This is a genomic window from Armatimonadota bacterium, assembly GCA_016789105.1.
Lineage (GTDB): Bacteria > Armatimonadota > Fimbriimonadia > Fimbriimonadales > Fimbriimonadaceae > UphvI-Ar2.
Map to the genome: position 1 here is coordinate 184,213 of JAEURN010000004.1, position 26,293 is coordinate 210,505.

The 26,293-nt window shown below is 58.7% G+C and carries 23 protein-coding genes and 1 tRNA gene; 13 read left to right on the plus strand and 11 right to left on the minus strand.

Translation table 11 applies throughout. The features are described from left to right. Positions 1-100: 100 nt before the first annotated feature. Positions 101-1,252 (plus strand): ADP-forming succinate--CoA ligase subunit beta, encoded by a 1,152-nt coding sequence (sucC, locus tag JNM28_03805; GenBank protein ID MBL8067550.1) that lies wholly within the window; start codon positions 101-103, stop codon positions 1,250-1,252. Positions 1,253-1,255: 3 nt separating this feature from the next. Here the strand turns inward: sucC and JNM28_03810 are convergent, their stop codons facing one another. Next, entirely contained in the window at positions 1,256-1,699 is a 444-nt protein-coding gene (locus JNM28_03810; GenBank protein ID MBL8067551.1) for a hypothetical protein, read from the minus strand. After that, the gene (locus tag JNM28_03815) at positions 1,696-2,067 is read right to left on the minus strand and encodes a TfoX/Sxy family protein (protein ID MBL8067552.1); all 372 of its coding nucleotides are present in this window, start codon (positions 2,065-2,067) and stop codon (positions 1,696-1,698) included. The genes JNM28_03810 and JNM28_03815 overlap by 4 nt, the downstream gene beginning before the upstream one ends. Before the next feature lie 131 nt (positions 2,068-2,198). On the opposite strand from JNM28_03815, the gene JNM28_03820 reads away from it, so the two are divergent. The 8 genes from JNM28_03820 (at position 2,199) to lnt (ending at position 10,792) form a co-directional block, all read left to right on the plus strand. After that, the gene (locus JNM28_03820) at positions 2,199-3,380 is read left to right on the plus strand and encodes an amidohydrolase (protein ID MBL8067553.1); all 1,182 of its coding nucleotides are present in this window, start codon (positions 2,199-2,201) and stop codon (positions 3,378-3,380) included. A 53-nt stretch (positions 3,381-3,433) separates the two neighbouring features. Continuing rightward, the gene (locus JNM28_03825) at positions 3,434-4,150 is read left to right on the plus strand and encodes a hypothetical protein (GenBank protein MBL8067554.1); all 717 of its coding nucleotides are present in this window, start codon (positions 3,434-3,436) and stop codon (positions 4,148-4,150) included. 6 nt (positions 4,151-4,156) lie between these two features. Further along, complete coding sequence (locus JNM28_03830; GenBank protein ID MBL8067555.1) at positions 4,157-5,251, plus strand: dipeptide epimerase; 1,095 nt, start codon at positions 4,157-4,159, stop codon at positions 5,249-5,251. Between the two features lie 91 nt (positions 5,252-5,342). Then, positions 5,343-6,197 (plus strand): hypothetical protein, encoded by an 855-nt coding sequence (locus JNM28_03835; GenBank protein ID MBL8067556.1) that lies wholly within the window; start codon positions 5,343-5,345, stop codon positions 6,195-6,197. A 128-nt stretch (positions 6,198-6,325) separates the two neighbouring features. Beyond that, a complete protein-coding gene (locus tag JNM28_03840; GenBank protein ID MBL8067557.1) occupies positions 6,326-7,825 on the plus strand; it encodes an AAA family ATPase in 1,500 nt (499 codons plus the stop codon). Between the two features lie 2 nt (positions 7,826-7,827). After that, on the plus strand, positions 7,828-8,706 hold the full coding sequence (locus JNM28_03845; protein ID MBL8067558.1) for a hypothetical protein: 879 nt from the start codon (positions 7,828-7,830) through the stop codon (positions 8,704-8,706). A 12-nt stretch (positions 8,707-8,718) separates the two neighbouring features. Further along, entirely contained in the window at positions 8,719-9,339 is a 621-nt protein-coding gene (locus JNM28_03850; protein MBL8067559.1) for a histidine phosphatase family protein, read from the plus strand. Then, a complete protein-coding gene (lnt, locus tag JNM28_03855) occupies positions 9,320-10,792 on the plus strand; it encodes an apolipoprotein N-acyltransferase (protein MBL8067560.1) in 1,473 nt (490 codons plus the stop codon). Before JNM28_03850 ends, lnt begins: the two co-directional genes overlap by 20 nt. Here the strand turns inward: lnt and JNM28_03860 are convergent. Both JNM28_03860 and JNM28_03865 read right to left on the minus strand, forming a co-directional pair. Beyond that, positions 10,782-11,411: a hypothetical protein gene (locus JNM28_03860; protein ID MBL8067561.1), complete on the minus strand. Its 630-nt coding sequence runs from the start codon at positions 11,409-11,411 to the stop codon at positions 10,782-10,784. The genes lnt and JNM28_03860 overlap by 11 nt on opposite strands. Positions 11,412-11,571: 160 nt before the next feature. Beyond that, positions 11,572-11,659 (minus strand) — tRNA-Ser (locus JNM28_03865). 75 nt (positions 11,660-11,734) lie between these two features. Here JNM28_03865 and JNM28_03870 point away from each other — a divergent pair. Beyond that, a complete protein-coding gene (locus JNM28_03870) occupies positions 11,735-12,985 on the plus strand; it encodes an alpha-L-fucosidase (GenBank protein ID MBL8067562.1) in 1,251 nt (416 codons plus the stop codon). Position 12,986: 1 nt separating this feature from the next. Here the strand turns inward: JNM28_03870 and JNM28_03875 are convergent, their stop codons facing one another. The 5 genes from JNM28_03875 to JNM28_03895 form a co-directional block, all read right to left on the minus strand. Then, the gene (locus tag JNM28_03875) at positions 12,987-14,744 is read right to left on the minus strand and encodes a serine/threonine protein kinase (protein MBL8067563.1); all 1,758 of its coding nucleotides are present in this window, start codon (positions 14,742-14,744) and stop codon (positions 12,987-12,989) included. Positions 14,745-14,824: 80 nt separating this feature from the next. After that, positions 14,825-15,247 carry an OsmC family protein gene (locus tag JNM28_03880; protein MBL8067564.1) on the minus strand — a complete coding sequence of 141 codons (423 nt, stop codon included), beginning with the start codon at positions 15,245-15,247 and terminating at the stop codon, positions 14,825-14,827. Between the two features lie 54 nt (positions 15,248-15,301). Then, on the minus strand, positions 15,302-17,077 hold the full coding sequence (locus tag JNM28_03885) for a family 10 glycosylhydrolase (protein ID MBL8067565.1): 1,776 nt from the start codon (positions 17,075-17,077) through the stop codon (positions 15,302-15,304). 8 nt (positions 17,078-17,085) lie between these two features. Further along, complete coding sequence (locus JNM28_03890) at positions 17,086-17,502, minus strand: SufE family protein (protein ID MBL8067566.1); 417 nt, start codon at positions 17,500-17,502, stop codon at positions 17,086-17,088. Further along, positions 17,502-18,371 carry a sulfurtransferase gene (locus JNM28_03895; GenBank protein MBL8067567.1) on the minus strand — a complete coding sequence of 290 codons (870 nt, stop codon included), beginning with the start codon at positions 18,369-18,371 and terminating at the stop codon, positions 17,502-17,504. The genes JNM28_03890 and JNM28_03895 overlap by 1 nt, the downstream gene beginning before the upstream one ends. Before the next feature lie 149 nt (positions 18,372-18,520). On the opposite strand from JNM28_03895, the gene JNM28_03900 reads away from it, so the two are divergent. Beyond that, complete coding sequence (locus tag JNM28_03900; GenBank protein ID MBL8067568.1) at positions 18,521-20,608, plus strand: EAL domain-containing protein; 2,088 nt, start codon at positions 18,521-18,523, stop codon at positions 20,606-20,608. A gap of 76 nt (positions 20,609-20,684) precedes the next feature. After that, the gene (uvrB, locus tag JNM28_03905) at positions 20,685-22,778 is read left to right on the plus strand and encodes an excinuclease ABC subunit UvrB (GenBank protein MBL8067569.1); all 2,094 of its coding nucleotides are present in this window, start codon (positions 20,685-20,687) and stop codon (positions 22,776-22,778) included. Here uvrB and JNM28_03910 read toward each other — a convergent pair. Both JNM28_03910 and clcA read right to left on the minus strand, forming a co-directional pair. After that, a complete protein-coding gene (locus JNM28_03910) occupies positions 22,775-23,809 on the minus strand; it encodes a DUF2156 domain-containing protein (GenBank protein ID MBL8067570.1) in 1,035 nt (344 codons plus the stop codon). The two genes, uvrB and JNM28_03910, sit on opposite strands and share 4 nt — an antisense overlap. Continuing rightward, positions 23,809-25,374: a H(+)/Cl(-) exchange transporter ClcA gene (gene clcA / locus JNM28_03915; GenBank protein MBL8067571.1), complete on the minus strand. Its 1,566-nt coding sequence runs from the start codon at positions 25,372-25,374 to the stop codon at positions 23,809-23,811. Before clcA ends, JNM28_03910 begins: the two co-directional genes overlap by 1 nt. A gap of 71 nt (positions 25,375-25,445) precedes the next feature. Here clcA and JNM28_03920 point away from each other — a divergent pair, with 71 nt between their 5' ends. Beyond that, on the plus strand, positions 25,446-26,291 hold the full coding sequence (locus JNM28_03920; protein ID MBL8067572.1) for an alpha/beta fold hydrolase: 846 nt from the start codon (positions 25,446-25,448) through the stop codon (positions 26,289-26,291). The last annotated feature ends 2 nt before the right edge of the window (positions 26,292-26,293 follow it).

Consider the following 26,293-nt stretch of genomic DNA (forward strand, 5'->3'; position numbering starts at 1 on the left):
CCCGTCCGGGGCAGAGTCCCGGCATGGCCGGGACGAGGGCGTGGCCTTGGGCCGGACGGGGGAGGCTCCCCCGCGATGGCGCGGGTAATCTCCGGCGACGATGAAGCTGCACGAGTACCAGTCCAAAGACCTCTTGAGCAAGTACGGGGTTGCCGTGCCGGGCGGGGAAGTCGCGGTCAATTCTTCCGAAGCCAAGGCGGCGGCAGATCGGTTCGGCGGCAAAGTCGTGGTGAAGGCGCAGGTTTTGATGGGCGGCCGGGGCAAAGCAGGAGGCGTCAAGCTTTTCCAGGATAGTGAAAGTGCTGCGCAATTTGCCGGTGACCTCATCGGGAAACGTCTCGTCAGCATCCAAAACCCAGATGGCATGGTCGTGGAAAAAGTGCTCGTCGGCGAACTCGTCGACATTGCCGAGGAGTACTACCTCAGCGTCCTGCTCGACCGCGCCGAACAACGGCTCGTGGTGATGGTCAGCAAAGAGGGGGGCGTGGAGATCGAACAGGTTGCGGAAGAAAATCCCGATGCGATCATCCGGCTTTATGTAGACCCGGCCTGGGGATTGGACGACTTTGAGGTGCGGGATGCCGTCAAGCGGGCCAATATCCCAGGCCCGGCCCAACGCCAAATGGTCGCGATGATCAAAGGGCTGGTGCAGGTGTACCAAAAGGAAGATGCCGACCTCATCGAGATCAACCCTGTCGCTTGGACACCGGAGGGCAAGCTGCTTGCCGCCGATGCCAAAGTGAGCATCGATGAAAATGCTCTTTACCGGCATCCGGAATATGATGCGACCAAGGACGACGCGGCAGATCACCCGATTGATGCCGAGGCGGGCAAACTGGGGATCGCCTACGTGAACCTTGGGGGAGACATCGGGATCATGGGCAATGGGGCCGGATTGGTGATGTGCTCGCTCGACGAGGTCAACCGGGCCGGTGGCCGGCCGGCAAACTTCTTGGATGTCGGGGGTGGCGCTGGAGCAGAAAGGGTCAAGACCTGCGTGAACCTGGTGCTGAAAGATCCCAATGTCAAGGGCCTGCTCATCAACATTTTTGGCGGCATCACCCGGGGAGATGAAGTCGCCAAGGGCCTGCTTGCCGCGTTCGCTGACCTAGACGTCAAAATCCCCGTCGTTGCCCGGATCGATGGCACGGCGGCCGAAGAAGGATTGAAAATCCTGGAAGGATCCCAAATCGTTGGGGCAGCGACCATGCAGGAAGCTGCACAAAAGGTTGTCGAACTGGCTTACGCCTAACGATCAGTTGATTTCCGCCGCGTTAAATGTTTCGCCGGCAAGGATCGTTTTGGGCTTGTTGAACCGCAGGTCGCCGTCGAGATAGATCTTTAACGTGCCGGTCTCGTCGGTGCCGGATGTGTTGACGAGCCAAACAATGAAGGCAGTTTGGTTTGTATCGAGCTCAAAATCCGCGGCTTGTTCGGTCGGCGAATTGGTGAATGTGCACCAAGTCCCGGCGCCAGCCTTGCAGGGGTCGGTCTCCGTCGCCAGGTCGCGACCCTTCCGGGTCACCGCCATGGTGGTGACGTTGCCGGAGCTGGTTTCGAACACCACGCGGGCGATTGGATTACGGCTAGAAGCCGAAGTGACCCCACCGCAGGCACTCAGGGCCAGGCAGGAGGCGATGACGAGGGGCAGGCAGACCTTCATGGCAGATTCTCCAGGGGCCCTTCGGGCAAGGGTCATGCCAACGGCTTGCGTTTGCCGGTTTTTTTGGCGGCGGCCCGTGCAGCCGCCTCCTGGCCGAGCTGGATCCACCTGGCCAGGGATTCTGGTCTCAGCCAATCCTCTTCCGGGATGGAGTAGTACTGCATGGCCATGGGTTTGTCGCCCCCGTTGAAGATAAAAGGGCCTTGGCCAGCCTCCTCAAAATGATGGCGGCTCTCGTCATCCACCTTGAAATAGCCTTGGTCGACGGCATAGATGGCGTAGATCGGGCCCCCTTCGGAATAGTAGCCCCACCCTCCAAACATTGCCTTGGCCGTTGTCGGCGATATGGCGTCCAGCCGTTCAAGGCACTTTTGGGCCTCCGGGTTTTTGAGCGGGTTGGGCATGGGTGGAGTCTACTGTTTGGATTGTTCGATTTGTCCTCAGCGGCCCCACCGGGCCGCACCATGGGTTGATAGGCCGAGCATGCTCCGGAATCGCATCAACGAGATCCCGGCCATGCCGGTAAATTGGAAGCATGTTGCGCAAACGGATCGATTCCGACGCGGCCTACCTGGCTGCCCTCCGCCATGACTTCCACCGGTGCCCCGAGTTGATGTACGAAGAAGTCCAAACGAGCGGGCGGGTTCAGACCGAGTTGACCAAAGCCGGGGTTGCATTTAAGAACGGATTGGCGAAGGGGACCGGGGTTTTGGGCTTCATCCCGGCGACCCGGCCCGGTGGAAAGTGCGTCGCCTTGCGGGCGGACATGGATGCCTTGCCGATCCTGGAGGAAACGGGGCTGCCTTATGCCAGCGAGACCCCGGGCAAGATGCACGCTTGCGGCCACGATGGCCATACAACCATCCTCGTGGGGGTGGCGCGAGCACTCAGCCAAGAAGAAAACAGGCCAAACGATGTGTTGCTCCTGTTCCAGCCTGCTGAAGAAGGTGGTGCCGGGGGCCGAGCGATGTGCGAAGACGGAGCGTTGGATGGCCGCGTTCTCGGCAAGCCCGCAGACATTATTTATGGGCTGCACGGTTGGCCAGATGAGGCGGCCGGCCAAATCCGGTGGAAGGTTGGCCCGATGATGGCGGCCACAAACTCGTGGACAATCACCGTGAGAGGGCAAGGAGGGCACGCGGCCGCTCCCCACACGACGGCCGACCCAGTCATTGCCGCCGCGCACATTGTGACGGCGCTGCAATCGATTGCCAGCCGGAATGTGGACCCGCTCGATTCGGTGGTGGTCAGCACAACCAAGCTCGATGGCGGTTCGGCCCACAACGTGATCCCGGAATCGGTTGAGATTTGGGGGACCTTGCGCACCCTCAAAGAGGAGACCCGGCACATGGCGTCGCAGAGGATTCTCGAGATTGCCCAAGGGGTTGCCGCAGCCATGGGTTGTTCGGCGCAAGTGGACATTCCCGAGGGGTATCCGGTGACCGTGAACGATGCATCGGCCACGGCCAACGTCCGACGCGTTGCCGAGCAGGTCCTTGGCGAGGGTCGGGTGGCGGAACTCGCCAACCCCGTCATGGGAGGTGAAGACTTTAGCTATTACGGAGCACATGTTCCGGCATCGTTCTTCTTTGTCGGTTTGAATGCTTCAAGCGGGAAGATGGCCAGCGTGCACACGCCCCGGTTCGATTTTAATGATGCGGTGATTCCAGACTGCGTCGAATTGATGTGCCGGTTGGCGTTGGACACCGAAAAATGACCGGCGCAATTGCCAGGTTGCGCGGATAAGCCAGCTAGGGATACGATAGGGGCATGCGTGGCCCCCACCTCGTTACTTGTGCCTTAACGGTGCTACTTGTTGCCCCTGCTTGCGCCCAAACCGTGGTGGAAGATTTTGAGTCGGCGGCTTTGGATAGTAGCACGATGTTCCAAAAGCCGCGGTTCAGCGGTTCAACAAGCGGCTTGCTGGAAACCAAATTCAATGCGGGTCATGTGGTGAGAATGCCCAGTCCGGCCTCCAACCTCGCCTTAGCGGGCAGCCAGGTTTTTGAGGCGCAGTTTGAGTTTATGTGGCGGCGGGCTGGCCGCTGGTGCCGGTTGACGACATTCAATTCCGCAGGGCGTCCGAATCCTTATCTCGACCTATCCCGCAAGCTCCGGATCGATTTGTATGTGAGTTCCCCGGTCCGGGTGGCGTTGGGTCTCCGGGAGGTTTCGGGGTTCGGCGCGATCGGGGCCAACGGAGGCACGACGGGCAGCATCGAATGGGTTGCCAACGGCGGGTTGACCGGATTGAATGGACAGCCCGACGGCCAGTTGTTGGTCGGGGGGGTCTGGCAAACCGTCGAATTCGACCTTGGGGCGATCCCCAAGGGGGTTGCCGCCCCCGGGCAAGTGTTGAATTTCGCCGGGGGGAACTCGATATTGAATTCCCCGGGTGGCTATGTGTTGGAGCATCTGGCGATCAGCGGTGTCGATCAGCACTATTCGGTCCAGATGATGGTCGACCGGGTATACCAAGTGCCCTAGCCGGCCATGGAAATCGAGCGCATCCGCCTGTTCCCGTATTCGATCCGACGGGAATCTCCTTTCCGGATTGCAACCATGGTCTCGCAGAGCGTGGATGGCGTTTTCGTCTCGGTGGAGTCGGGTGGGCTGACCGGCTGGGGCGAGGCGATGCCGTTCCACGCGATCAACGGCGAAACCCAAGGGACTTGCCTTGAGGCCCTGAAATTCTTAGCCCCCCACATAACCGGTCGGAAACTAGGGGGCCCCGGTACCGAAGCAAATCGGCTGAAGTCGCTTTTGCCCACGCAGACGACGGCTCTCTGCGCCCTCGACATGGCAATGCACGATTTGGCAGCGCAAGCGTTAGGGATTCCGCTCTGGCAATTACTCGGCGGTGAACCGCGCCGTTTGCCAACCGACTTGACGATTGGCATCGTTGATCCCGATACGGCACGGTCAAAGGCCGAAGCAATCGCCTCAGCGGGATTCCGGGCGGTCAAGGTGAAACTGGGCGACGGCCTTGAAAGCGACATTGGGCGTGTAGCGGCGGTTCGCGAGGGTGCTCCTGAATCGGCGATCCGGGTCGATGCCAACCAAGCCTACGACCGGGAGACGGCTTTGGAACTTTTGAGCGAGATTGCCGAGTTGGGCATCGAGTTTTGTGAGCAGCCGGTCCGACGTGGGGATTGGGCAGGGCTGAAATGGCTCCACGACCATGCCCCGGTGCCCGTCATGGCGGACGAGAGTTGTTTTTCGGCCGAGGATGCGTTCAGCCTACTGCGGGACGGTTGCTGCAATTTGGTGAACGTCAAGCTTTGCAAGACGGCCGGCATTGCTGGTGCGCTGGAAGTCGCGTCGGTTGTGCGCAACGGGTTTGGGCGGTGCATGGTTGGTGGAATGGCGGAAACGCGACTCGGTGTGACCGCATCAGCGCATGTCGGGTGTAGCGACCCTGCGTTCACGTTTTTCGATCTGGATGCGCATGTGGGCCACGCCGAGGATCCGATCGACGGTGGGATCAGGATCGAGGAGGGTGAGGTTGTTTTGCCAAATGGGGCGGGCCTGGGGGCCCGTCCAAAGGACGGCTTTTTATCCACGCTGAACCCGACCGAAGCCCGCTGAATGTTTTTGGCCACCAGGTGCTTCGGCAACAATTCTAAAGGTTCCCAAAACCTTTTGCCTCGATTCCTCGGACAAAGCGCATGACGGAAAATTGACTCTGCGAGGCTCCATCTTTGGGGTCGACTACAACGTGGTGTGGCCGATCCATTCCGCGGCGTTTTGCCGTCTCAATTGCATGAGAACCCTGCTTGCGGCCGGTCTTCTTTCTTTTGCCTGTTCGGCGTTTTGCGCGGGTGGCATCACGATCACGGACACGATCAATAATGTTCTGCCCAGCCATCCGAGTTTGGCGGGAACTTATTGGGGATGGAATTTCCGGACAAACCTGTCATCCGGCTTCAGGACTTATGCAATCACGACGGAGACTCAACTCACGTTCCACCGTTCTTATCTGACGTTGACTAGCTCAGGTGCCTCTGGGGTCGGTGGATATGCAGTTGTTGAACGCCGCGACCCGACCATCGACTTCAGCCTGGGTTCCGAGGTGCAGGCCAATATTTTGAACAACATCAATTCTTCGATTTTGAGCCTTGCTACTTCTCCCGTGCCTGGCGCGATGATCGGAATTCAGGATAAGAATGGGAGGTTCTTCGGGGTCGGTTTTGCGTGGAGCGGCGGCTCGCAGTACGTGCGGCTGATCAATAACCCGTTTACCGGTGCCGGGACAGATTGGGTCAACCTCCCGAACAACACGACTTTTTTCAACCTCCCTTCGTTTCAACAGGAATTCTCGATCAACCTCAAAATCGCTGGGTCGCGGGCGTCGCTTGTGGTCAGCGGCGTCCAGCTGGCCGACGGCACAGGCAATGCGCTGACTCTGAGCGCAGGCCCGCCGCTTTCCAGCCTGATTTTCACCGAGTGGGTGAGCTATGGCGGGGTGATTGTGGGGGATTACTGCACAACGGATTCAGGCGGCCTCAATTTGTACAGCCTGAGTTACTACTAGTGAAGGGAGCCATTCTCAGGCGCGGATTCGAATCTGGGGCATCTCACCAGACCGCCGTTGACCGTCCGGGGTGAGCCACCCGTCCGGCAAGTGCAACCACCCCTGCGGTCCAAGGGTAGAGTCCGGTTGTGGATGCAAAGCGCGAGATCGAAGTGCTTATTCGGGCCAAGTACCCGATTCTTTGGGTGACGAGTTGGGAGGAGCGCCGGGTTGAAGAGGCGATCAAAGAGATTGCGCAAAAGTTGAACCGCCAGCTGCACACATGGAGCGTGACCCAGGGCATGGTTCCCACGGTGCGGCGGGCCAGCGGCCCGGTCAAGGCGACAACCTTGCCCGGTGAGCTGGAGGCATTGGCCCAAATCCACGAAAGCGCCGAGTTCACGGTGTTTTTGCTGAAAGATTTCCACCCTTACATGAAAGATACGCGGGTGGTGCGGCTCCTCCGCGATTTGGCGGCCCGGCTCCGGGGCAAGGCTCAGACGTTGATTCTGCTGAGTCCCCAACTCGCCTTGCCAACCGAGTTGGAAAAAGATGTGACCGTTTTGGAATACCCTCTCCCCGGCCGCGACGAAATCAGCAGCCAGCTGGACGAAGTCACCCAGGCGATGGCCGACACTCCGAATGTTGATACCGCGTTGAGTCCAGAATTGAGGGAGACCATCGTGCGGAGCGCCCAAGGATTGACCACGGACGAGATTGAAAGCGCCTTGGCGCGGGCCCTGGTGGAAGACCGCCGGCTCACCGTCGACAAGATCATCGAAGAGAAAAAGCAGATCGTCCGCAAAACGGGGATGCTTGAGTTCTATCCCAGCTCCAACTCGATGGACGACATCGGCGGGCACGACTTGCTGAAGGATTGGCTGCTCAAGCGGAGCAAGAGTTTCACCGATGCGGCCCGGGATTTTGGCATCCCGTATCCCAAAGGGATTTTGATCATTGGGGTTCAGGGGTGCGGGAAGTCGCTGGTCGCCAAAGCGGTCAGCAGCGCCTACAACCTGCCCATGCTCAAGATGGATGTCGGGCGGATTTTTGGCAGCTTGGTCGGCCAAAGCGAACAGAACATGCGGCGCGCCATATCGATTGCGGAAAGCCTTTCCCCTTGCGTCCTGTGGATTGACGAGTTGGAAAAAGGGTTTGCCGGGATGAACGGCGGGGTCAGCGATAGCGGGACAACGGCCCGGGTTTTCAGCACATTCCTCACGTGGATGCAGGAAAAGACCAAGCCGGTATTCCTGATCGCGACGGGGAACAACGTGGCCCAGCTCCCGCCGGAATTGATGCGGAAGGGCCGGTTCGACGAGATCTTTTTTGTGGATTTGCCGGACACGAAAGAGCGGGAGGAGATCTTCCGGATCCACCTGGCCAAGCGCAAGCGCGACCCCAAAAAGTTCAAGGTTGGCGAGTTGGCATCCATCACTGATGGGTTCAGCGGGGCAGAAATCGAGCAGTTGGTCGTCGGCGCGCTGAATGCGGCATTCTTTGCCGACCGGGAGGTCACCTTTAAGGACATCAAGTTCGAAGCGGATAACCAGGTTCCGTTGAGTCGGATGATGAGCGAGGACATCGCGGAACTGCGCGAGTGGGCCAGGATGCGGGCGCGCCCCAGCGCCAAATATGGGGAAGGTTGAATTTGGGCCGGACCCTGTTGGTTGGGTCGTCTGGCCACAGTTGGCGGGATTGGTTCGAAGCCGGAACCCACTCCGATGTGCTGGTTGCTGACCCCTGCCAAGCGGAAGTCGGCCCGCCGGGCCGGTTGGTTCGTTTACAGGGCGGGCGCCCCGTTGCCTGGAGGTTCATTGGTGCCACCGACTTCCTTCGCAATCCGGTTGGGTGGTTGGCCGGGGCCCTCGACTTAGCTGAGGGCGAGCCGTGCGTGATCCTCCCGGAACCGTCGGAATCACCGGTTTGCCGCCAGATGATGGTGGCCTTTTCCCAAGTTTGCCGGGCAGAACGGATCCTGGCGGCAGAAGGATGCCTGTCTCTGAGTTGGCCCTGGCCCGTCGGACCGGAAGAAGTCCCGCTATCCGCCGGATTTCCCCCGCTGGTTCGGGACGCCCAACGCAGGGCGCGTTGGCTGGAGCTGCTTGAAAACTGCGCTTTGCACGAAGTCCGGATCGCCGATATCCAAACCCAGGGTTGCCGGCTGGGGACAGGCAGGCGGGTTGAAGTACCTTCGGGCCACGGCGAGGTATCGGGCGGGCACCTCCTTTGGGTGACCGCGGAAAAGCCCGATGACGCGGTGGTTTCCCGGCTACTGGACGATGTGCATGCGCATCGTCTCCACTTGGTCGACCCCCGCAGCTATCACGGGACGCTATGTAGCTTTGCGCTAGAAAACGGCGAGGACTTTGGCATGGGGGTCATCAAGCGGTTTGACCCCGGCCGGGGCCTGATGGAGGTTTTGAACACGGCGGTTGTCCCTGCCCCGGTCCGGGTGCTGAAAGTCGGCACACTCCGCATCGATTCGAAGGGCAAAGAGATCGGGGCTCACACGCCGTGGGCGGTATGATCTTCTCCCTATATGCGGCTGTATATCGTCCGCCACGGCCAAACGACGTGGAACACCCAAGGCATTGCGCAAGGGCATTCCGATGTCGATTTGGATGATGTCGGACGGCGTCAGTCCCTCCGGCTGGCGGCCGCATTTGAAAACCAACGTGTTTCCAAGGTCTACACGAGCGACCTGAAGCGGTGCGTCGAAACTGCCGGCCCGGTTGCTGTCCGTCTTGGCATCGATTTGGAAGCCCGCGGCGATTTGCGCGAACGGACTTTTGGGGAACTCGAAGGCGCGCACTATACGGACATCCGCACCTGGTTTGCCGCCGAAACCCGGGCCCGAGGGCTTGGGGAACATGAGATCCGCCCCGAACGCGGCGAGTCGATGAAAGACGTTTGGAACCGGTTGGGCCGGTTCCACCGGTTGATCGACCGGTCGCGTGACAACATGATGGTTGTGACCCACGGCGGGACTGGCGGGCTCTTGATGTCCCGGCTGATTCGCGGGACGGTTCAAACCGCCAAGAGTTTCCGGCTAGAAAACGCTTCGGTGACGGAACTCATCCGCCGGCCCGATGGTTATTGGCAGGTATTGCGGCTCAGCGACACCCGCCACCTTTCCGGCCATGAAGACGATTGCTGCTAGTTGGGTTCCCTGGCTGGCCAGTGCGGCACTCTTGACGCTGGCTTTTCCGCCTTTTAACCTGTGGCCCCTCGTTTTTGTCGCCTTGGTGCCGTGGCTTGCCACCTTGAAACACACGAGCCCCAAGCACGCTTTTTGGCAAGGCTACGGGTTTGGATTCGTCTACTTTGGCTATCAGATGTTTTGGCTAATCCCGTTTGTGGGCCGGTGGACGGGGAGCCTGGGGTTGGGGCTCGCCCCTTGGTTTGTGTGCATGTTTTTGGCGGGCTGGTTTTATGCCCTTTGTGCGTGGCTGATGGCGCGGGGCCTGTCCCGAGGATGGGCGTGGGCGGTGCCTTTGGCATGGGCGGCAATCGAGGCGTTCCGGGCATACATTCCGGGGTTGGCCTTCCCGTGGGCAAACATCTCGCTGCCGTTGGCGAAATTTCCGGCCCTTGCGCAACTCGGGGCTTTTGGAACGATGTTCTTGGTGAGCGCTTGGGTTGTGGTGTTCAACATCGGGGTGGCCGCCCTTTGGAAAAAGGAGGGTTGGGACGAAGGCTGGAAAAGGCATGCCCAAACGGCCCTGGCCGTGTTCTTTGTGGGATTGGGAGTATCGCTGGTGCGTTACTCCTTCCCATCGCGGGGGGGCGAGGCCAAGTTCACCTTGGGCCAGCCGGGTGTGGACATGGCTTTTACGACACCGGACGACGAGCACCGGCAACTGACGGCCGCCACCGCCCAAATTTTGCCAGAAGCCGAGCGGCAAGGTACTCGCCTTTTGATCTTGCCGGAAGGCTACGCGGGAGAGGTTTACGGATCGGAACCCGTGACGCCGCTCGGCCCCGCCCCGCTCATCCCCGTTGTGATGGGGGCTCACCGGATGTTGCCGGAATCCAGCTACCAGACGGCCTTTTTGTGGGACGGCTCAAAATGGAGCTATGCCGACAAAACGCGATTGGTGGTGTTTGGCGAATATGTGCCATTGCGCGAGCAGCTGCCGTTCCTCAAGGATTTCAATATTGGGGCTGCCGATATTTCTGCGGCACCAGAGCTGAAAACGCTCCGGTTCCACGACATGAAGATTGGTCAATTGATCTGTTTCGAGGGCGTTTTCCCCGACCTGGCGGCTTCGCATTGTGATAACGGCGCTCAAGTTTTGGTGCAAATGTCCATTGACGACTGGTATGAATCGACCCCGGCCTATGAGCAGTTGTGGATGAGCAGCATTTGGCGCTCAATAGAAAGCGGACTGCCGTTGCTCCGCGTGGGCGCCAGGGGGAAAAGCCTGGCAACGGATAGCCGGGGCAACTTGGTTGCCGATGTCCCGGTTGGGGTGCGGGCAGCCCAAGAAGCCATGGTTATGGTGCCCTCCGGGAGCGACGCTTTTGGGGGCCGCATGGGGTTCCTGGGTGTTTTTTGGCTGTCGGCGGTTGCCGTGGGCGTTTGGCCCCGTCGGAAACAAGCTATTTCTTAATTGCCTTTTCCATTCGCCGCCGGCTTTCCACTTGCGTTGGGATCATGACGGTTGTGACGCTCACGCGGACAAACTCTTTGCCTTCCCGCCGTTCGGGGTCGCCTTCGTTGAGTTGCCTGGCTAGCGTGCTGATCTCGTTCATACGGTCGATGATGATTTTGGCGTTCGCGGGGGAAAGGAAGACATTCTGCCACTGGTGGTTGAAGTAGCTATAGAATCCGGGATCGAGTTGCCCGGCATTCTGCATGGCCTCGTGTTGGCGGTCGAGGAGCCGCATCATCCCTTTGAATCGGTCGACGTACTTTTCGCGGAATTTGAGCGGTTGTCCACTGGTCGGCAGATGGGATTCGAATGCCCGGTGGGCATAGAGGGCTTCGATGCGTGACCGCCGCTTGCGGGATGCGACTTGAAGGAGGAGTCCACAATCGACCAGCTTTTTGACGTGCTCGCCAACAGAGGCCGACGTCTTTCCGATTTCGATGGCAACCTCCCGGATGGCCCGCGATTCGTAGGGCGAAAATGCTGAATAGACTTCGGACGCGGCGTAGGAAGCCAACACGCTGATGTGGCCATAGTCCAGCGACAGGCTCTCCACTTGGTCGGGATGGATCTTTTTCATGAATGGAGCTTCCGGCCAGGTCATCCAAATTGGGGCCGACATGCTCGATTTGAGGGCACCTTTTTGACAGACGGACACCAGATGGTGTCCCCGGATTATGGAACCCGATTGCGAGTATGTGGAAGCCCAAAAGGGAATAAAGTTGAAAAAAATGATCGCGTGGAGGAGGGAAGGGGATTCGAACCCCTGAAGGCTTTCACCTTAGCGGTTTTCAAGACCGCCGCAATCGACCACTCTGCCATCCCTCCGGTCGGGCCGGATTGTACCTACCGTCAATCAGGCCGGCACTGGGCTAGACTGGGGAGGTGGTTGGACTATTAGCAATGGCATTAACCGCTCAAACGGCTTTTGGCCCGGTACCCAGCAAGCGGCAACTGGCGTGGCATGCCCTGCACTACTACGCCTTTGTCCACTTTGGCCCCAACACATTTACGGACAAAGAGTGGGGCACGGGGCTGGAAGACCCCAAGGTGTTTGCCCCAACGGATTTGGATACCGACCAGTGGTGCCAGGTCTTTAAGGAGGCGGGCATGTCGATGGTGATTTTGACCGCCAAACACCATGATGGATTTTGCCTGTGGCCCAGCAAGTTTTCGACGCACACGGTGCGAGAAGCTGGTCAACCCGATGTGCTTAAGTTGCTTTCGGCGAGTTGCAAAAAATACGGTTTGAAGCTTGGGGTTTATCTTTCCCCATGGGATCGCAACCATCCCAAATATGGGACACCTGAATACAACGGCGTGTTCATCCATATGTTGGAAGAAGTGTTGGGGGGCGCCTTTGGGGAAATCAGCGAAGTGTGGTTCGACGGTGCTAACGGTGAGGGCCCTAACGGAAAGAAACAGGTTTACGATTTCGCGAAGTTCAACCAAACAGTGAGGAAATTACAGCCGAATGCGGTGATTTTCTCCGATGCGGGTCCAGATATCCGCTGGGTTGGGAACGAATCCGGCATTGCCGGAGAAACCAATTGGTGTACGATCGACCGCGACCGTTATGTGCCTGGCACACCGCTTTTTGCAGAGCTGACTGAAGGAAAGATGGGTGGTAAGGATTGGGTTCCGGCCGAATGCGATGTTTCAATCCGCAAAGGGTGGTTTTGGCGGGCAAGTGAGGATTCAACTGTGAAATCCCCAGAAACCTTGTTCGACATTTGGTTGAAATCTGTGGGCCGGGGAGCCAACCTTTTGCTCAATGTGCCGCCAGACCGCCGGGGTCGCATAGCAGATGTGGACATCCAGGCTTTGAATGGGTTCAGAGACTTGCGCCAGGGTTTCCAAAGTCGGCAAATCATGCAAGCCCGGAACGTTGCTCCCCTGGAGCTTGAGTTCAAGCCACAAACGGTATCGGCAGTCACGATCGAGGAAGCCATCGCCCGCGGCCAAGGTGTCGCAACGTGGATCCTGTCGGCCCGCGTTAACGGCGAATACAAAGAGGTTGCCCGGGGGACGACGGTGGGGGCACAACGGATTGTGCAGTTCACACCGGTGGTGGCCGACCGCGTGTTGTTGCAAATTACCGGTAAACAGGGTCGATCGCCGGATGTCAAAATGGCAGCGTACCGGGCCGAGTAATTCAACCACCCAGTTGGCTGAGTTTGTTCCTGATGTCGGCAAGTTGCAGGTCGGTGGTACTGAAGGCTTGGGCCTGATAAAGGGCCGCGCGGGCGGCGGGCCGATCGTTGTTCCGGGCGAGATAGTCGCTGATTTGAATGTATTTCGACCGTGCCCGCTCTTCGAATTCCTGCTTGCGATTGGGTGAGATGATTCCGGCATCGCGGAATTTCTCGTTGGCATTCCGCCACTTTTCATCCCGGATTTGGGCAATGTCGGTTTGCGCGCCTTCATCCACAAGGGTTTCGGCGTCGAGCATGATCGTTTCAGGATTGCCGGTGGGTTGGTTGGAGACGTTCACGGTTTCTTTGGGTGCTTGGGCGGGGGATTCTGGCTTAGTGGCGTCTGGTGCAGCTCGTTTTGCCTGGCCCGAGTCGGGCGAAACACGTTGAGGCTCCGAGGGCAGGGGGGATGTTTTGCCAGTTCCGGCCGATGCGACTTTTCGGCCGTTCATTTCTTGAGTCGACTTGGCAATGGTGTTGAGCCCAAAGATGAGCAATCCGCAAATGCCGCCGATGATGAGCACGGCCATAAAGAACCGGGCCAAATTGGCACTTGCTTCCGGCGAAATCGAAATGGAAGGACGGCGCGGCGGTGGTGGATAGTAGACCGGGATCTGCGGCGCTGCCTGACTCGCTCCACCATAAGGTTGGCCATAGTATTGGGGCACCTGGGCCGTCCCTCCGGGCTGATAAGGCGCATAGATGGGTGTTTGGGGGGCCGCCCCGGCGTAATTGTATTGTTGAGCCGGCGGGGGCGCGGCTTGGGCCGGCATGCCGGCAAGGGCAGCGTTGTAGAGCGGGTTGGGCGTCCCGTATGGAGTGACCGGGTTGTTGGCCAACTGGCCATATGATGGCTGCGCTGGTGCGATGTGGGCCTGGATTTGCGGCGGAGCCGAAAGGGCCCTCTGAGCTGCTTTGAGTTCAGCGATAAAGGATTCGCAGTTTGCGTGCCTCAGGTGAGGCGTTTTGTCCAGTGCCTTGCAAATCACTTGCCAAAGGGGTTGGCTGACACCAGGGATCGGGTCCGGTTGCGCGTTCATGATCGCATAGGTGATCGTGACGACGCTATCTCCGGTGAACGGCTTTTTCCCCGAGACCATCTCATAGAGGATGATTCCGAGCGAGAAAATGTCTGACCGGGCATCGATGTCTTTGCCATTGATTTGTTCGGGCGACATGTAGCTGGGCGTGCCAAAGACTTGCCCATCCATGGTGATGTTGGGTTCAAACGTCAGCCGGGCGATGCCAAAGTCCGTGAGTTTGATCGCCCCGTTTTCCAATATTTGGATGTTCTCTGGCTTGACGTCGCGGTGGACCACGCCGTTGGCATGGGCAAAGGTAAGGGCCTTGGCGATTTCGATGGCGACTTCAATCGCGTTATCGGCCGTCAGTGTCCCCTGCTCCTCGATGGTTTTGCGCAGGGTTTGGCCATCAAGGAATTCCATGGCCAAGTAGTAGCGGCCAGATTGTTCGGCCACATCGTAAACCGTGACGATATTGGGGTGAACCAGTGATCCGGCGGCTTTGGCCTCCCGCATGAACCGCTTGATCCGGTCTTCCTTTTGCTGTTGGGTCGCTCCGCCAGGAACTGCCAGCTCTTTGACGGCGACGCGCCGGTTCATCACGGGATCGTAGCCCTCGTAAACGATGTCGTTCGACCGGGCGATCTCGCGGATGATCTGGTATTTGCCCAGGGTGTCCGGCGGGGATTGGCTCATTCCGTCAAAGGGATTATCGGTTGGGTTCCCAGTAGTTTGACGCCATGGCGGCCCCGCCGGATGCGTTTCTTAACTTTCCGTTAGGCGAGTGTTGCGTCCAGGCTGATTTCGGCGTTGAGGAGTTTGCTAATCGGGCAGTTAGCTTTGGCTTCCGCCGCGACTTCTTGGAACTTGGCCGGGTCGGCTCCGGGCATATCCACTTTGGTCGTGAGGTGCGACTTGGTGACGGAAAAACCGGTGTCCCCCTTTTCAAGGGTGATTTCACAGGTCGTTTCAATCTTGACCGGGTTCATGCCGTTGTTGTTGAGGAAGAGGGAGAGGGCCATGCTGAAGCACGAGGCGTGGGCCGCCGCCACCAATTCTTCGGGATTTGCCCCGTTGACCCCTTCAAACCGGGTCGCGACCCCATAGGGGACGTTTTGAAGCACGCCCGACTGGGTTGAAATCGTCCCGCTGCCGTCCTTGATCCCGTTGTTCCAAACTGCACTGGCTGTTTTGACCATGGTGGCAGGAGGTTACCGATTTGCCCAGTTTGTCGGCGAGCCTTTCGGCCAGTCTCAAAAGCCGGTTCCGGGGGCCCCTTCAAAGAATGGGAAGGGGGGGTCTTTGAATCCGCGGCGGTCGAAATCAGCCCGCTGGTTCCGGACTTGGGTTAGCAATCCCGGGGATTGATAGGGGGCCTTTTTGCGCAGGGCGAAGGCACGGGCAAAGATCGGTTGGAAGGTGTCGAAATCATGGGAGAGGTCGAACACCATCACGCCTTGGGTTGTTGCGGCCGCCGCCTGGAGTGCCGGCTCGATTCTCGAGGGATCCTTGGCGAAGTCGGCGGCCTGGATTCCGGCGACAGCCCACGATTGGTCTCGTACCAACCGATTGGTGAGGATTCCCCCAGCTTCGACCGTGCGACCGGGTGGTGATCCGTTCACCACTGCTTCAAAGACTGTGCCGAACGGATAGTAGCACCCTGTAACCAAAAGGTCGATTTTGTTGGCGAAACCAGTCTTCCGGTAGGCCGATGTGAGGAATGGGAACCCAGCATTGGAATCCGGGCTGGCATAGTTGTTGCCGTATTTTTGGTAATCGCCGTACCAAGAGCCAGCATAGACACCAAATACCCCGCCTTTCCGGCGCGCGCGGAAGTGTTTGCCGGCCTGGTCCACCCAATTGGTGAGGCTTTGGGCGCGGAAAGCCATCCAGGCATCGTATAGCCGCCCGGGAACGAGTCTCGGCGTAAGGCTGGGGCTGAACCGGAACGTGTAAATATCTTCCGGCCAAGTTACCACCTTTTGGTGGATGGATTGTTCGAACAGGGCTCTTGTGGACTCGCTGAAATCCGTGTCGATGCCGCCGTATCGGAGACGGTCGTCGTAGAGCAGCCCATCGACGTCATACTCCCCGGCCACCTCATCCACAAACGAAAGGGCACGTCGCTGGATCTCCGGGCTGTGCGGGTTCATCATCAGGGGGATCTGGTTCTGGTCCACACCGCTTGGCACAAACTTGGGGTGGCATCCAAATTCAATGGTGTTGCCGACGCTGAGGGCTTTGAGGGCTCGGATAGACCTTTCTGCAACCCCGGAGTAGAGTGCCTGCCCGTCCAATTGGTCCGGTTTCTGGTGGCCGGCATACCGGACGACCGATCCGGAATCGACCGTGACGTAATAGGCGTTGTCGGGGGCTTTGGACGGGTCGGAGCTGTAGAGGATCGCTTCAGGGCCGTTGGGATCCAAGTCCTTTAGAACCGGGATACCTCCAATCGTCGGCACGGGGACATAACAGGTGGATTGGAGTTCCGGATGCCCATATCCCCAACCGGGTTTGAAGAATTGGTTCCCCGGCTTGCCGAAGTCACGCTTTCCGTAAGAATGCCCCTCGCTGAACGCGTTCATGGAGACAAAAACCGAAAGGCCGTTCTTGTGGCCTTCTTCCACCATATGGCGGAGGGGGTCGAACCCGGGCTCCATTTGGGAGTCCCGCCAACTGGTGAGTTGCTCAGAGATTTTTGAGGGGTAAAGCGTGTACCCGTTGATAGGTTTGATATCAAAGACGATGGTGTTGAATCCGGTTTCTGCGATCCGGCGGCAAAGTGCGGCAATCTTGTCCTGGCTGTTGACCCGCCCCAGGTTGGCAGTGCCGTCGATCCAAAGGATGCGGGCTTGCAGGTCAAGGCGCCGTGCAGTTGATTGGGCAATCCCGGTTTTGGCGAGGTATTGGTGGATGGGGACTGGGGGAAGGTTGAGCGGGGCTGTGGATTCAAACCGGCTGTCGGTGGGGATGTTTTGGGGTGCGGCTGTTTGGTGGAACAGTGCGGTGGCCGCGATCGCGCCGAACATGGCAGGCATTATGTCAGTTTTGCGGCTTGAGCCCGGATCTGGCGGACCGTGTTGGCCAATCCCATCGCTTTGCCCATGCTCAGCTCCCGGCCAAAGAGGGCGTAAACCAGGTCGTCATCCAACGAATCGGCGGCCGAGGGGGGCTGTCCTTCAAGCCCTTCTTCCAAGAGTGCAGCCAGGGCCATGGCGGAAAGGCCTTGGGGATTTTCGACGGCAACCTCGATTTTGAGTCGGCCGTTTTGCAGAGTGCACCAGGTGAAGACTTCAGATTCACACCCGGGGACCCGTTGGTCTTCTGGATAGGGTTGGGGACGGGCGGGTGGTTTGAACGATTTGCCGAGATCGATGAGGGCTTGGATTCGTTCGGGCCGGTCCAGCAAGCCAATGGAATCGACGAATTGTTGGATCGCCGGAGGGTAAGGCATCACGGTTTTTCGATAGGAAGGCCGACCCCGTTGCCCCATTCAGTCCAAGAGCCGTCGTAGTTCTTAACGTTTTCGTGCCCCAAAAGAAATTTGAGGACAAACCAGGTGTGGGCCGAGCGTTCGCCGATCCGGCAATAGGTGATGGTGGGCAGTCCCGGCTCGATGTCCTTTTGGACTTCATAGAGTTCAACAAGCTCGGCGCGGGATCTGAATGTCCCATCGTGGGCGTTGACCGACGTGGCCCATGGGATCGATTTGGCTCCTGGGATATGCCCTCCCCTCAGGGCACCTTCGTTGGGGTATTCGGGCATGTGGTTCCGGGCGCCGCTGAATTCTTCCGGGCTCCGCACGTCCACCATCTGGCCACCCATGCGGCAATGGGCCAAAACTTCATCCCGGAAGGCGCGGTCGGTTGCGTCATTCCTTTCGCGCACCGGATAGCTGCCGAGATCGCGGTGGGGGAGTTCGTTGGTGACCGGCCTTAACTCTTTGAACCACTTTGCGCGGCCGCCATCCATGATGCTGCAGTTGTGGTGGCCAAAAAGGCCGAACACCCACAGGGCGTAGCACGCCCACCAGTTTCCTTTATCGCCATAGAAAACGATATGCGATTCCGGGGTTGCCCCAATCCGGGTCATGAGTTTGGTAAACTCCTTCCCGCTCAAATAGTCCCGCACGATCTGGTCGTTGAGGTCAAGCGTCCAATCGACTTCAAAGGCCCCGGGGATGTGGTCTGAGGCGTAGAGCAGCGGATCCTCGTTGGATTCAACGATGATGACGTTGGGATCCTGGAGGTGGCATTCCACCCAATCGGTTGTGACAAGCCGCTCGGGGTGCGCGTAGACCTGTTCGTTCGATGCGGTGTCCATATATTTTATGATGGCTCAAGGCCGCCTTTGTCCTTGGGGACGTAGTTTCCTGGTAAATCAACTTGAATTCGCGCCTGATTGAGTACAGCTTTTGCGAAAAACAGTTGCATCCACAAAGTTTGGCGTAGGACGCGCCGAAATCTATGGGTGTGGCACGGGTTGCTGGATGGGCCAGGTTTGAACCGATCCTGAATCTCGACCACCGCTGGATTGCGGTGGTTGTGGGCCTTATCACGCTCTTGACCTCGCTCCTCTTCGGTTCCGCCATAACCGACAGGATGGAAAGCGGGAAGAAGATTGAGCTCAACCGCCAACTCCGCTACATTGCCAAGAATGCAGCCCAATTCGTCGATGGGGATTTGCACCGGAAAATCCGGCTTGGGGGTTCGATGGCGTCGGATGACTATGCGGCGGCCAACTCCCGACTCCGGAAAGTTCTTGCCGCCAATGAGCAGATCAAGTACGTCTACACCTGCTATTTTGAGAATGGAGCCGTGAAGTTTGGTTTGGATCCGACCGAACCCGGCGACCACGACGGCGATGGCCGTGAAGACCAATCGAAGCTTGGGGAAACTTATGCCGACCCGACACCGGAACTGCTCAAAGCCCTGCAAACGGACACGGTGCAGGTCGAAAGAAAGCCCTCATCCGACGAATGGGGCACGTTCATTAGCGCCTATGCCCCCGTTTTTGATGACAAAGGGGAATTGGAATCCGTCGTTGGCGTGGATCTTTCGCTCGCGGAGTATCAGCATGAATTGGCGACGGTCTTCGTGTACCGGAGGTTTGCCGTATTCGCCTCGTTCATCCTTGCGACTTGCGCCGGCATTGCTTCGCTTTGGATGCTCGGCCGTGTTTATGGCCGGTTGAATGAGCTGTTGCAGGCTAAAGAAGTTCTGCAATCGGCCAACTCTGATTTGGAATCCTTGAATATCAAATTGGATTGGCAGAACCGGACGGACGCCCTCACCGGGCTGTTGAACCGGACAGGGTCAATGTTGGCGGTAAAAGAGGCGATTGCCGAGGGGCAAGGTCAAGAAATCGCCATCGCCTTGATGGACTTGGATCGGTTCAAAGTGGCAAACGACCACTTTGGGCACGCTTATGGCGACCAATACCTGGTTGCCTTTTCAGAGGCCCTGTCTTTGTTCATCCAAGGGGCCATCGTCGGTCGGCTGGGTGGCGACGAGTTCATGGTAGTGCGGATCGGGCCCAATGCCACGGAGATCCTGGAGGAAAACCTGGCCGCGTTCCAAAAAAAGCTCTCGGAGGAAGTGATTTTCGTGGGGCTGGTCGCACAGTCGACGACCGCGAGCATCGGCATTGCTTCGGGTGTCACTCCAACGGAACCGGAAGAGCTTATCCGGCACGCCGACATCGCGATGTACGAGGCCAAACGGGCGGGGATGGGCCAACTGCGGATTTATGAAGATTCCATGGGTCGGGAGCTTGAACGCCGGGTCGAGTTGGAGCGGGAACTCCGGCTGGGGTGGGAATCCGGCGAATTCTGGATGGCCATCCAACCGATCGTGGAAATCCGCAACGGCATGGTCGTCGCGGGCGAGCTGTTGATGCGGTGGAACCGGGCGGATGGTACGCCGGTGTCCCCGATGGAATTTGTCCCTGCCGCCGAAGAGACCGGCTTGATCCATGAGATGGGCCTGTGGGCGATTGAGGAAGCCTGCCGCTATGTTGAAAGGCTCGAACGGGAGCTTCCCGGCCAACGAATCCACCTTTCGGTGAATGTGTCGGCCAAACAGCTGAATCGGGGGAGCTTTGTTGAGACAGTGCGAGAGATTTTGGCGCGATACGAGTTCCACCGTGGCGGCCTCTGGTTTGAGATCACGGAGAGCTCACTGATTTCCGAGGGCCCGGAAGCGATCGACAACCTCAGGCGGATCCGGGAAATGGGGATCATGGTGGCATTGGATGATTTCGGCACCGGCTATTCCTCTTTGAGCATGCTTATGCACCTTCCTCTGGACTGCCTGAAAATCGACCGTTCCTTCGTCCGGAATGTCACCGAAGACCAAAGTAGTGCGGCCCTTGTGCAGACGATCCTCAAGTTGTCCGAACTGTTCGGGCTTTACGTTGTTGCCGAGGGGATCGAACACGCCGAGCAGGGCCAGCTTGTGGGTTCGATGGGTTGCCAATGGGGCCAAGGGTTCCACTACTCGCGGCCGGTGCCGATTTCGGACTTTGTCGACCATTGCCGTGCAGGGCAACGCGCTGCCTAAGAAGTTCTGCCTTCAGCGTTGATTCACGTAGACATTTTGCTAGGGGTCCATCGCCAAGCCGGCGTATACTTCAAGAATGTCCTCTGCGATCGTCCGGTTTGACACGCCGTTGGCGCTCAGCCAAGATTTCACTCCAAAAGGGGATCAGGCGGCTGCGATCGCCGGATTGGTGGAGGGGCTGGACAGCGGGATCCGTTTTCAGACGCTTTTGGGGGCAACGGGGACGGGGAAGACTTACACGATGGCCAGCGTGATTGCGGAATCGCAACGGCCGGCGTTGATCATCGCCCACAACAAGACCTTGGCGGCCCAGCTCTGCCAAGAATTCCGCGCATTTTTCCCCGATAACGCGGTTCATTTTTTCATCAGCTACTACGACTATTACCAACCCGAAGCGTACGTGCCGGGCTCTGACCTTTACATTGAAAAGGATTCCAGCACAAACGAGGAGATCGAGCGGTTGCGGCATGCGGCTACTCAGGCGATGCTGGAGCGGCGGGACGTCGTTGTCATTGCCAGCGTGAGCTGCATCTATGGACTTGGTTCACCGGATGTCTATGCCGATAGCGTGATCACATTTGAATCCGGGGTGGATTTCCCGATGGACGACGCGATGAAGCGGTTGATCCAAATGCAGTTCACTCGCAACGACTTTGCCCTGGATCGGGGGACGTTCAAGGTGAAGGGCGATATTTTGGACATCCAGCCCAAGGATGAGGAGATCGTGACCCGGGTGGAATACTTTGGTGACACGGTGGAGCGGATCCGGTTGATCGACCCCCTGACCCAGCACGTGATTGACGAGCCGAAGCGGTGTTCGGTGTTCCCGGCAACACATTATGTGACCCCGTTCGAACGGATCGACGAAGTCCTTGGGTTGATCGAGGCCGAAATGGTTGCGCAGGTCGCCCAATTCGAATCAGAAGGGAAGCTGATCGAAGCGCAACGGATCCGGCAACGCACCGAGTTCGATATGGAGATGATCCGGGAGGTTGGGTTTTGCAACGGGATCGAAAACTATTCCCGGTACTTTGATGGGCGCAAACCCGGCGACCCCCCCTACACCTTGTTGGACTTCTTGCCAAAGGACGCCGTGGTCTTCATCGACGAAAGCCACCAGACTATCCCTCAGATTCGGGCGATGTTCAACGGAGACCGGCAACGAAAATCCGTTTTGGTGGATTATGGGTTCCGGCTGCCCAGCGCCCTGGATAACCGCCCGCTCCAATTCGAGGAGTTCTTGGAACGGGTACCCCAAGTCATCCACGTGAGCGCCACGCCGGGGCCGTTCGAATTGGAAAGGGAAGGAAACCGCGTCGAGCAGATCATCCGCCCCACCTATGTCATTGACCCGGATATCGAGATCCGTCCGACGGGGCACCAGATTGACGACCTGATTGGCGAAATCCAAAAGCGGGTTGAAAAGAAGGAACGCGTCCTGGTGACAACGCTGACCAAAAAAATGTCCGAAGACCTGACAGCCTATTTGGAAGATTTGGGGGTGAAGGTCAATTACATCCACTCGGAAGTGCATTCGATGGACCGTCCGGAAATCCTGAAGGACTTGCGTCTGGGGGTTTACGACGTCGTGGTCGGCGTCAACTTGCTCCGGGAGGGACTCGACTTGCCCGAGGTGACGCTCGTGGCGATTTTGGATGCCGACAAGGAAGGGTTCCTCCGGTCGGAAACCTCGCTGATCCAGACCATCGGCCGTGCGGCCCGCAACGCGGGTGGCAAGGTGATCATGTACGCCGACAAAATCACGCGCAGCATGCAAGCGGCAATCGATGAAACCGACCGCCGCCGCGAGATCCAGCGCGCCCACAACGAGAAATTCGGCCTGGAGCCCGTCACCGTCGCCAAGGCGGTGAGGGAAACCGTACGGAACTACGACGCGGTCGCCGAGACTACGGCCCAATATTCAGATGAGGTCACCTCCAAGCTTATGGCAGACGGCCAACCGGTGCGGATCGAAGAAATCCCCGTGCTGATTTCCGCCTTGGAAAAGAACATGAAGGAATTGGCCAAATCGATGGAATTTGAAAAGGCCGCGGCCGTCCGGGACGAGATTTCGGCATTGCGCAAGATGATGGGGGTGAGCGACGGCCGTCTTGGGCAAGAAAAACGGAAGTTGCCCGCGGCCCGGGGCCGCTCACGGTACAAACATTAGCGCCTGAACATCCACCTGAACTCTTGCCGGAGAGAGCGAACTGCGCCTTTGGCCAAGGCAATGCTCAGCGGCTGTTCCGTGAATGCCCTTGAAATGGCGGCCAAATGCCGAATTCGAAAGCGGTCGTCGTTCACGACGGCATAGAGGTCTTCCCAGTGGTGGGGCCGGAATTTGGATTTGAACCGTTCAAGCCCGTCGAAGTTGTAAAACCGATTCCCATGCGCGCGCGTCCACAGGAACACCGCTTGGAGCCAGGCGGGCTTTGGCGAGGCCACCGAATTAGTTGAAAGCGGGACGAGCCCCATTGTCAGCAGTCCGGCCCCTTCTTCTGCCAGCTTTTCGGCGGCGGTGTTCATCAGGAGCTCCATGGTCCCGTTCGGGGCGCTTTTCCGTCGGGGGAACTGCTCGGTGAGCCACCCGTTCCTTTTCGGGATCGGGCACAGGTTGAGCCAAGCAACGACCTGCCCCTCGATTTCGGCGACAAAGATCCGCCGGTCGGGGAGGAAATCGAGGGTGTCGGATTCAACCAAGAAATGGAGCGGGGAGAACCGTCGGTCTTTGAGCCATTCGTCGAGAACTGCCCGCAACTGGGTGTGGGTTTGGCATTCCTCGATCGGCAATTCCCGGACTTGGACGCGCTTGGCCTTTGCTCTCCGGAACTGTTCCCTCAGGCTGGGCACGGCGCTCACCGTTTGTTTCCAGCGGGCAAGTTCCCAAACCGGCTGCGATCCAATGGGGACGACGGCGCAGGGATTGCTGGCCCGGCGGCGTGCCACAAAATATTCTTCGGCGCCAAAGTAGCAGACGGATCGGCCTTGTTCAAACTTCTTTGCCGCCAGCATGGGGAATGGGGAGACCGGTTCAGTTGCCACGACCTCGATGCCAAAAAACCGAACATATCCGATAACGGTGAGGCCATCGCCGGAGAACCATTTGCGGATCGAGCCGTTCACGATCTGGTAACAGGCCGAGTTCCTTCCAAACCTCATGACCAGCCGGGCAGCGCGCAGCGAATCCGAGGTATGTGCCATCAATGGTGGGGCGTCCGGGCCATTTCAAAAACGTGGCCCCATTCGTCTTGGTTGGTGACTTCAGACACGATGGTGACGATGTCGCCCTCGTTGACCCGGGTTCCTCCGTGGGGGACGACGAATTGTTTTCCGCGGCTGATGTTGACGACCAGGCATCCCTTGGGCAAGTCGAGTTCCCGGATTCGGCGCCCATCCATGGCCGAGTCCGGTTCGATGAGAAGGTCGACGACCTTGGGCGGTTCGGAGTTCGGAAGGGACTGGTTGTTGACCCGGAGTTCCCGTTCGACCAGGGCCTCGTAAATTGGGTGGTTCCGCAGCGACTCGGCGACCAAATAGGCGACGAACGCGGCAACCAGGAGCGCATAGAGCAACCGGTACTCGGTGGTCATCTCAAAGATGAGGACGACTCCGGTCAGAGGTGCCCGGACGGCCGCACTGAGCACGGCCGCCATCCCGATGGCGGCAAAAACAGAAGGGACGACCCCAAGGCTGGGGAACCAAGCGTCGGCAACGGTTCCCGTGGCATAGCCCAACAAGGCGCCCAGCACCAACAAGGGGGCAAAGATCCCTCCCGGAACCCCGCTGCTGAAACTTAAGATCGTCAATAAGAACTTGGCCACGAGGACGGCCGCCAAAAAGCTCAACAGGTGGGGCGAATCAAACAAACCCTTGAGGAGCCGTTCAGCCGTGTCGTGGCCGCCGCCTGTCGCTGCCGGTATTCCAACCAAACAGAACCCGGCCAGGAGCCCGACCGCGGCCCCATAAGCGAACCGGGGAATCTTGATCCGGTCACGGAATTCCAACGCACCCAATATCCCTTTGTTAAACGCCACGCCGAGCAATCCGCCCATGACCCCCAACACCACAACGACTAAGAGGGCGGGAATGGGGACATAGTTGGCCTGGACGAGTTTGAACGCGGGCTCTTGCCCCAACAGCAACCTCTTTGCCGCCACCGCACAAACCGATGCCACTAAAGCTGTCCCGTAGGTGAGGGGGGACATTTCGCGCTTCAATTCCTCCATCACGAACAGGAATCCGGCGATAGGGGCATTGAACGCGGCGGCAATGCCGGCACCCGCCCCGGCCGCAATGAGGGGGGCATAACTCCGCCTGGGGGCTTTGAGGATTTCTGCGGCCTTGTGGCCGATTGCGGCCCCGATCTGGACGGTCGGCCCTTCTCTGCCAAGCGAAAATCCGGCGGCCAGGGCCATCAAACCGGCCCCGACTTTGACGGGGACAAGCCGTTGCGGTTCGATCTTCCTCAGGTTCATCAAGGCAAGCTTGGTGTGGGGAATGCCCGATCCGGCGGCTTCCGGTGCAACTCTTTGGGTGATCCATGCGGCCAAGCCTCCGAGTAGGGCCGAAGCTACGGGGACAATGAACCAGGCTGAGGTTCCCAACCGGTGGGTGATGCCATGGCTGAATTCGACGGACTTGGCAACGGCGAGTTCGAACAAAACGGCCGCGATCCCGGCCGCGCATCCGACAACCGCCGCCTGACCGATGAGTTTTTGCCTTCGGACATGGTGGATTTGCGTCAAGCGCCGGTCATGCGAACTCATTAGGAAGGTTTACTCAAGGATACCGGCCATAGCCGTTAGGGCTCGGGTCGCCCTGCCGGTAGAGTGGTGATATGGCGCAAGGGTCGGGCACTCCCAGATGGATCCCGGAGTCGATGCGTGGGCTCGCTTTGAACATGGGCCGCGTGCCGACGCCAGAAGAGGCACTCCGGATTTTTGCGACGCCCACGCGCGCGGCCATGGCCCGCAAGGAAACTGAAGTGGCTGGTCGCGGAGACCGTTTTGAATTTGTAAGCGATGCGACAACCTTGACCGGTTGGCGGTGGGGGGCCGGGCCGCGGATTTTGCTGATGCATGGCTGGAATGGCCGGGCCCTAAACCTCAGCTCTTTCGTCGACCCCCTGGTGGATGCCGGATTCGACGTCGTGGCGTTTGACGCCCACGCCCATGGGGAGAGCGGTGGAGATTATTGCTATGCCCCGAGGTTTGCCCGCGCGGTCTTAGATCTGGAACGATTGACCGGCCCTTTTGAGGGCGTTGTTGCCCATTCGTTTGGCACCTGTGCGGCAACCGTTGCCCAAAAAGAGGGATGGGGGGTTTCGCGAGCCGTTTACCTGAGCACAATGTGCTTTATCAAAGAGCGCTTTTTTGAATTCGGCGCGGCCCTGGGTTTGGATGAAGGTGGCCAGCAGGCGATGTGGGAGTTCGGCGACCAAGTGTTGGGGCCGGGCTACATTGAAAGTTGCCACGGTGATGTGGCAGCCCGGGCTTTTTCAAGCCAAGGGCTCGTCTTCCATGATGAGGGCGACCAAGAGATCGGGATCATGCAGTCGGAGGCAATCGTTGAATCTTGGGGCCGGAGCGAATTGGTCCGCACCACGGGCCTGGGCCACTTCCGACTGATCCGGAGTCCCCAGGTGGTCAGCCGCGCAGTCGGATTTTTTAAGGAAGGCAAGTGACG

Coding starts and splice junctions, on each gene's coding strand:
- JNM28_03825 (MBL8067554.1), top strand. CDS start 3,434: ATGCGTGGCCCCCACCTCGTTACTTGTGCCTTAACGGTGCTACTTGTT.
- JNM28_03815 (MBL8067552.1), bottom strand. CDS start 2,067: ATGCCCAACCCGCTCAAAAACCCGGAGGCCCAAAAGTGCCTTGAACGG.
- uvrB (MBL8067569.1), top strand. CDS start 20,685: ATGTCCTCTGCGATCGTCCGGTTTGACACGCCGTTGGCGCTCAGCCAA.
- JNM28_03870 (MBL8067562.1), top strand. CDS start 11,735: ATGGCATTAACCGCTCAAACGGCTTTTGGCCCGGTACCCAGCAAGCGG.
- JNM28_03885 (MBL8067565.1), bottom strand. CDS start 17,077: ATGTTCGGCGCGATCGCGGCCACCGCACTGTTCCACCAAACAGCCGCA.
- JNM28_03910 (MBL8067570.1), bottom strand. CDS start 23,809: ATGGCACATACCTCGGATTCGCTGCGCGCTGCCCGGCTGGTCATGAGG.
- JNM28_03920 (MBL8067572.1), top strand. CDS start 25,446: ATGGCGCAAGGGTCGGGCACTCCCAGATGGATCCCGGAGTCGATGCGT.
- JNM28_03860 (MBL8067561.1), bottom strand. CDS start 11,411: ATGAAAAAGATCCATCCCGACCAAGTGGAGAGCCTGTCGCTGGACTAT.
- JNM28_03820 (MBL8067553.1), top strand. CDS start 2,199: ATGTTGCGCAAACGGATCGATTCCGACGCGGCCTACCTGGCTGCCCTC.
- JNM28_03895 (MBL8067567.1), bottom strand. CDS start 18,371: ATGGACACCGCATCGAACGAACAGGTCTACGCGCACCCCGAGCGGCTT.
- JNM28_03850 (MBL8067559.1), top strand. CDS start 8,719: ATGCGGCTGTATATCGTCCGCCACGGCCAAACGACGTGGAACACCCAA.
- JNM28_03880 (MBL8067564.1), bottom strand. CDS start 15,247: ATGGTCAAAACAGCCAGTGCAGTTTGGAACAACGGGATCAAGGACGGC.
- clcA (MBL8067571.1), bottom strand. CDS start 25,374: ATGAGTTCGCATGACCGGCGCTTGACGCAAATCCACCATGTCCGAAGG.
- sucC (MBL8067550.1), top strand. CDS start 101: ATGAAGCTGCACGAGTACCAGTCCAAAGACCTCTTGAGCAAGTACGGG.
- JNM28_03830 (MBL8067555.1), top strand. CDS start 4,157: ATGGAAATCGAGCGCATCCGCCTGTTCCCGTATTCGATCCGACGGGAA.
- JNM28_03875 (MBL8067563.1), bottom strand. CDS start 14,744: ATGAGCCAATCCCCGCCGGACACCCTGGGCAAATACCAGATCATCCGC.
- JNM28_03810 (MBL8067551.1), bottom strand. CDS start 1,699: ATGACCCTTGCCCGAAGGGCCCCTGGAGAATCTGCCATGAAGGTCTGC.
- lnt (MBL8067560.1), top strand. CDS start 9,320: ATGAAGACGATTGCTGCTAGTTGGGTTCCCTGGCTGGCCAGTGCGGCA.
- JNM28_03890 (MBL8067566.1), bottom strand. CDS start 17,502: ATGCCTTACCCTCCGGCGATCCAACAATTCGTCGATTCCATTGGCTTG.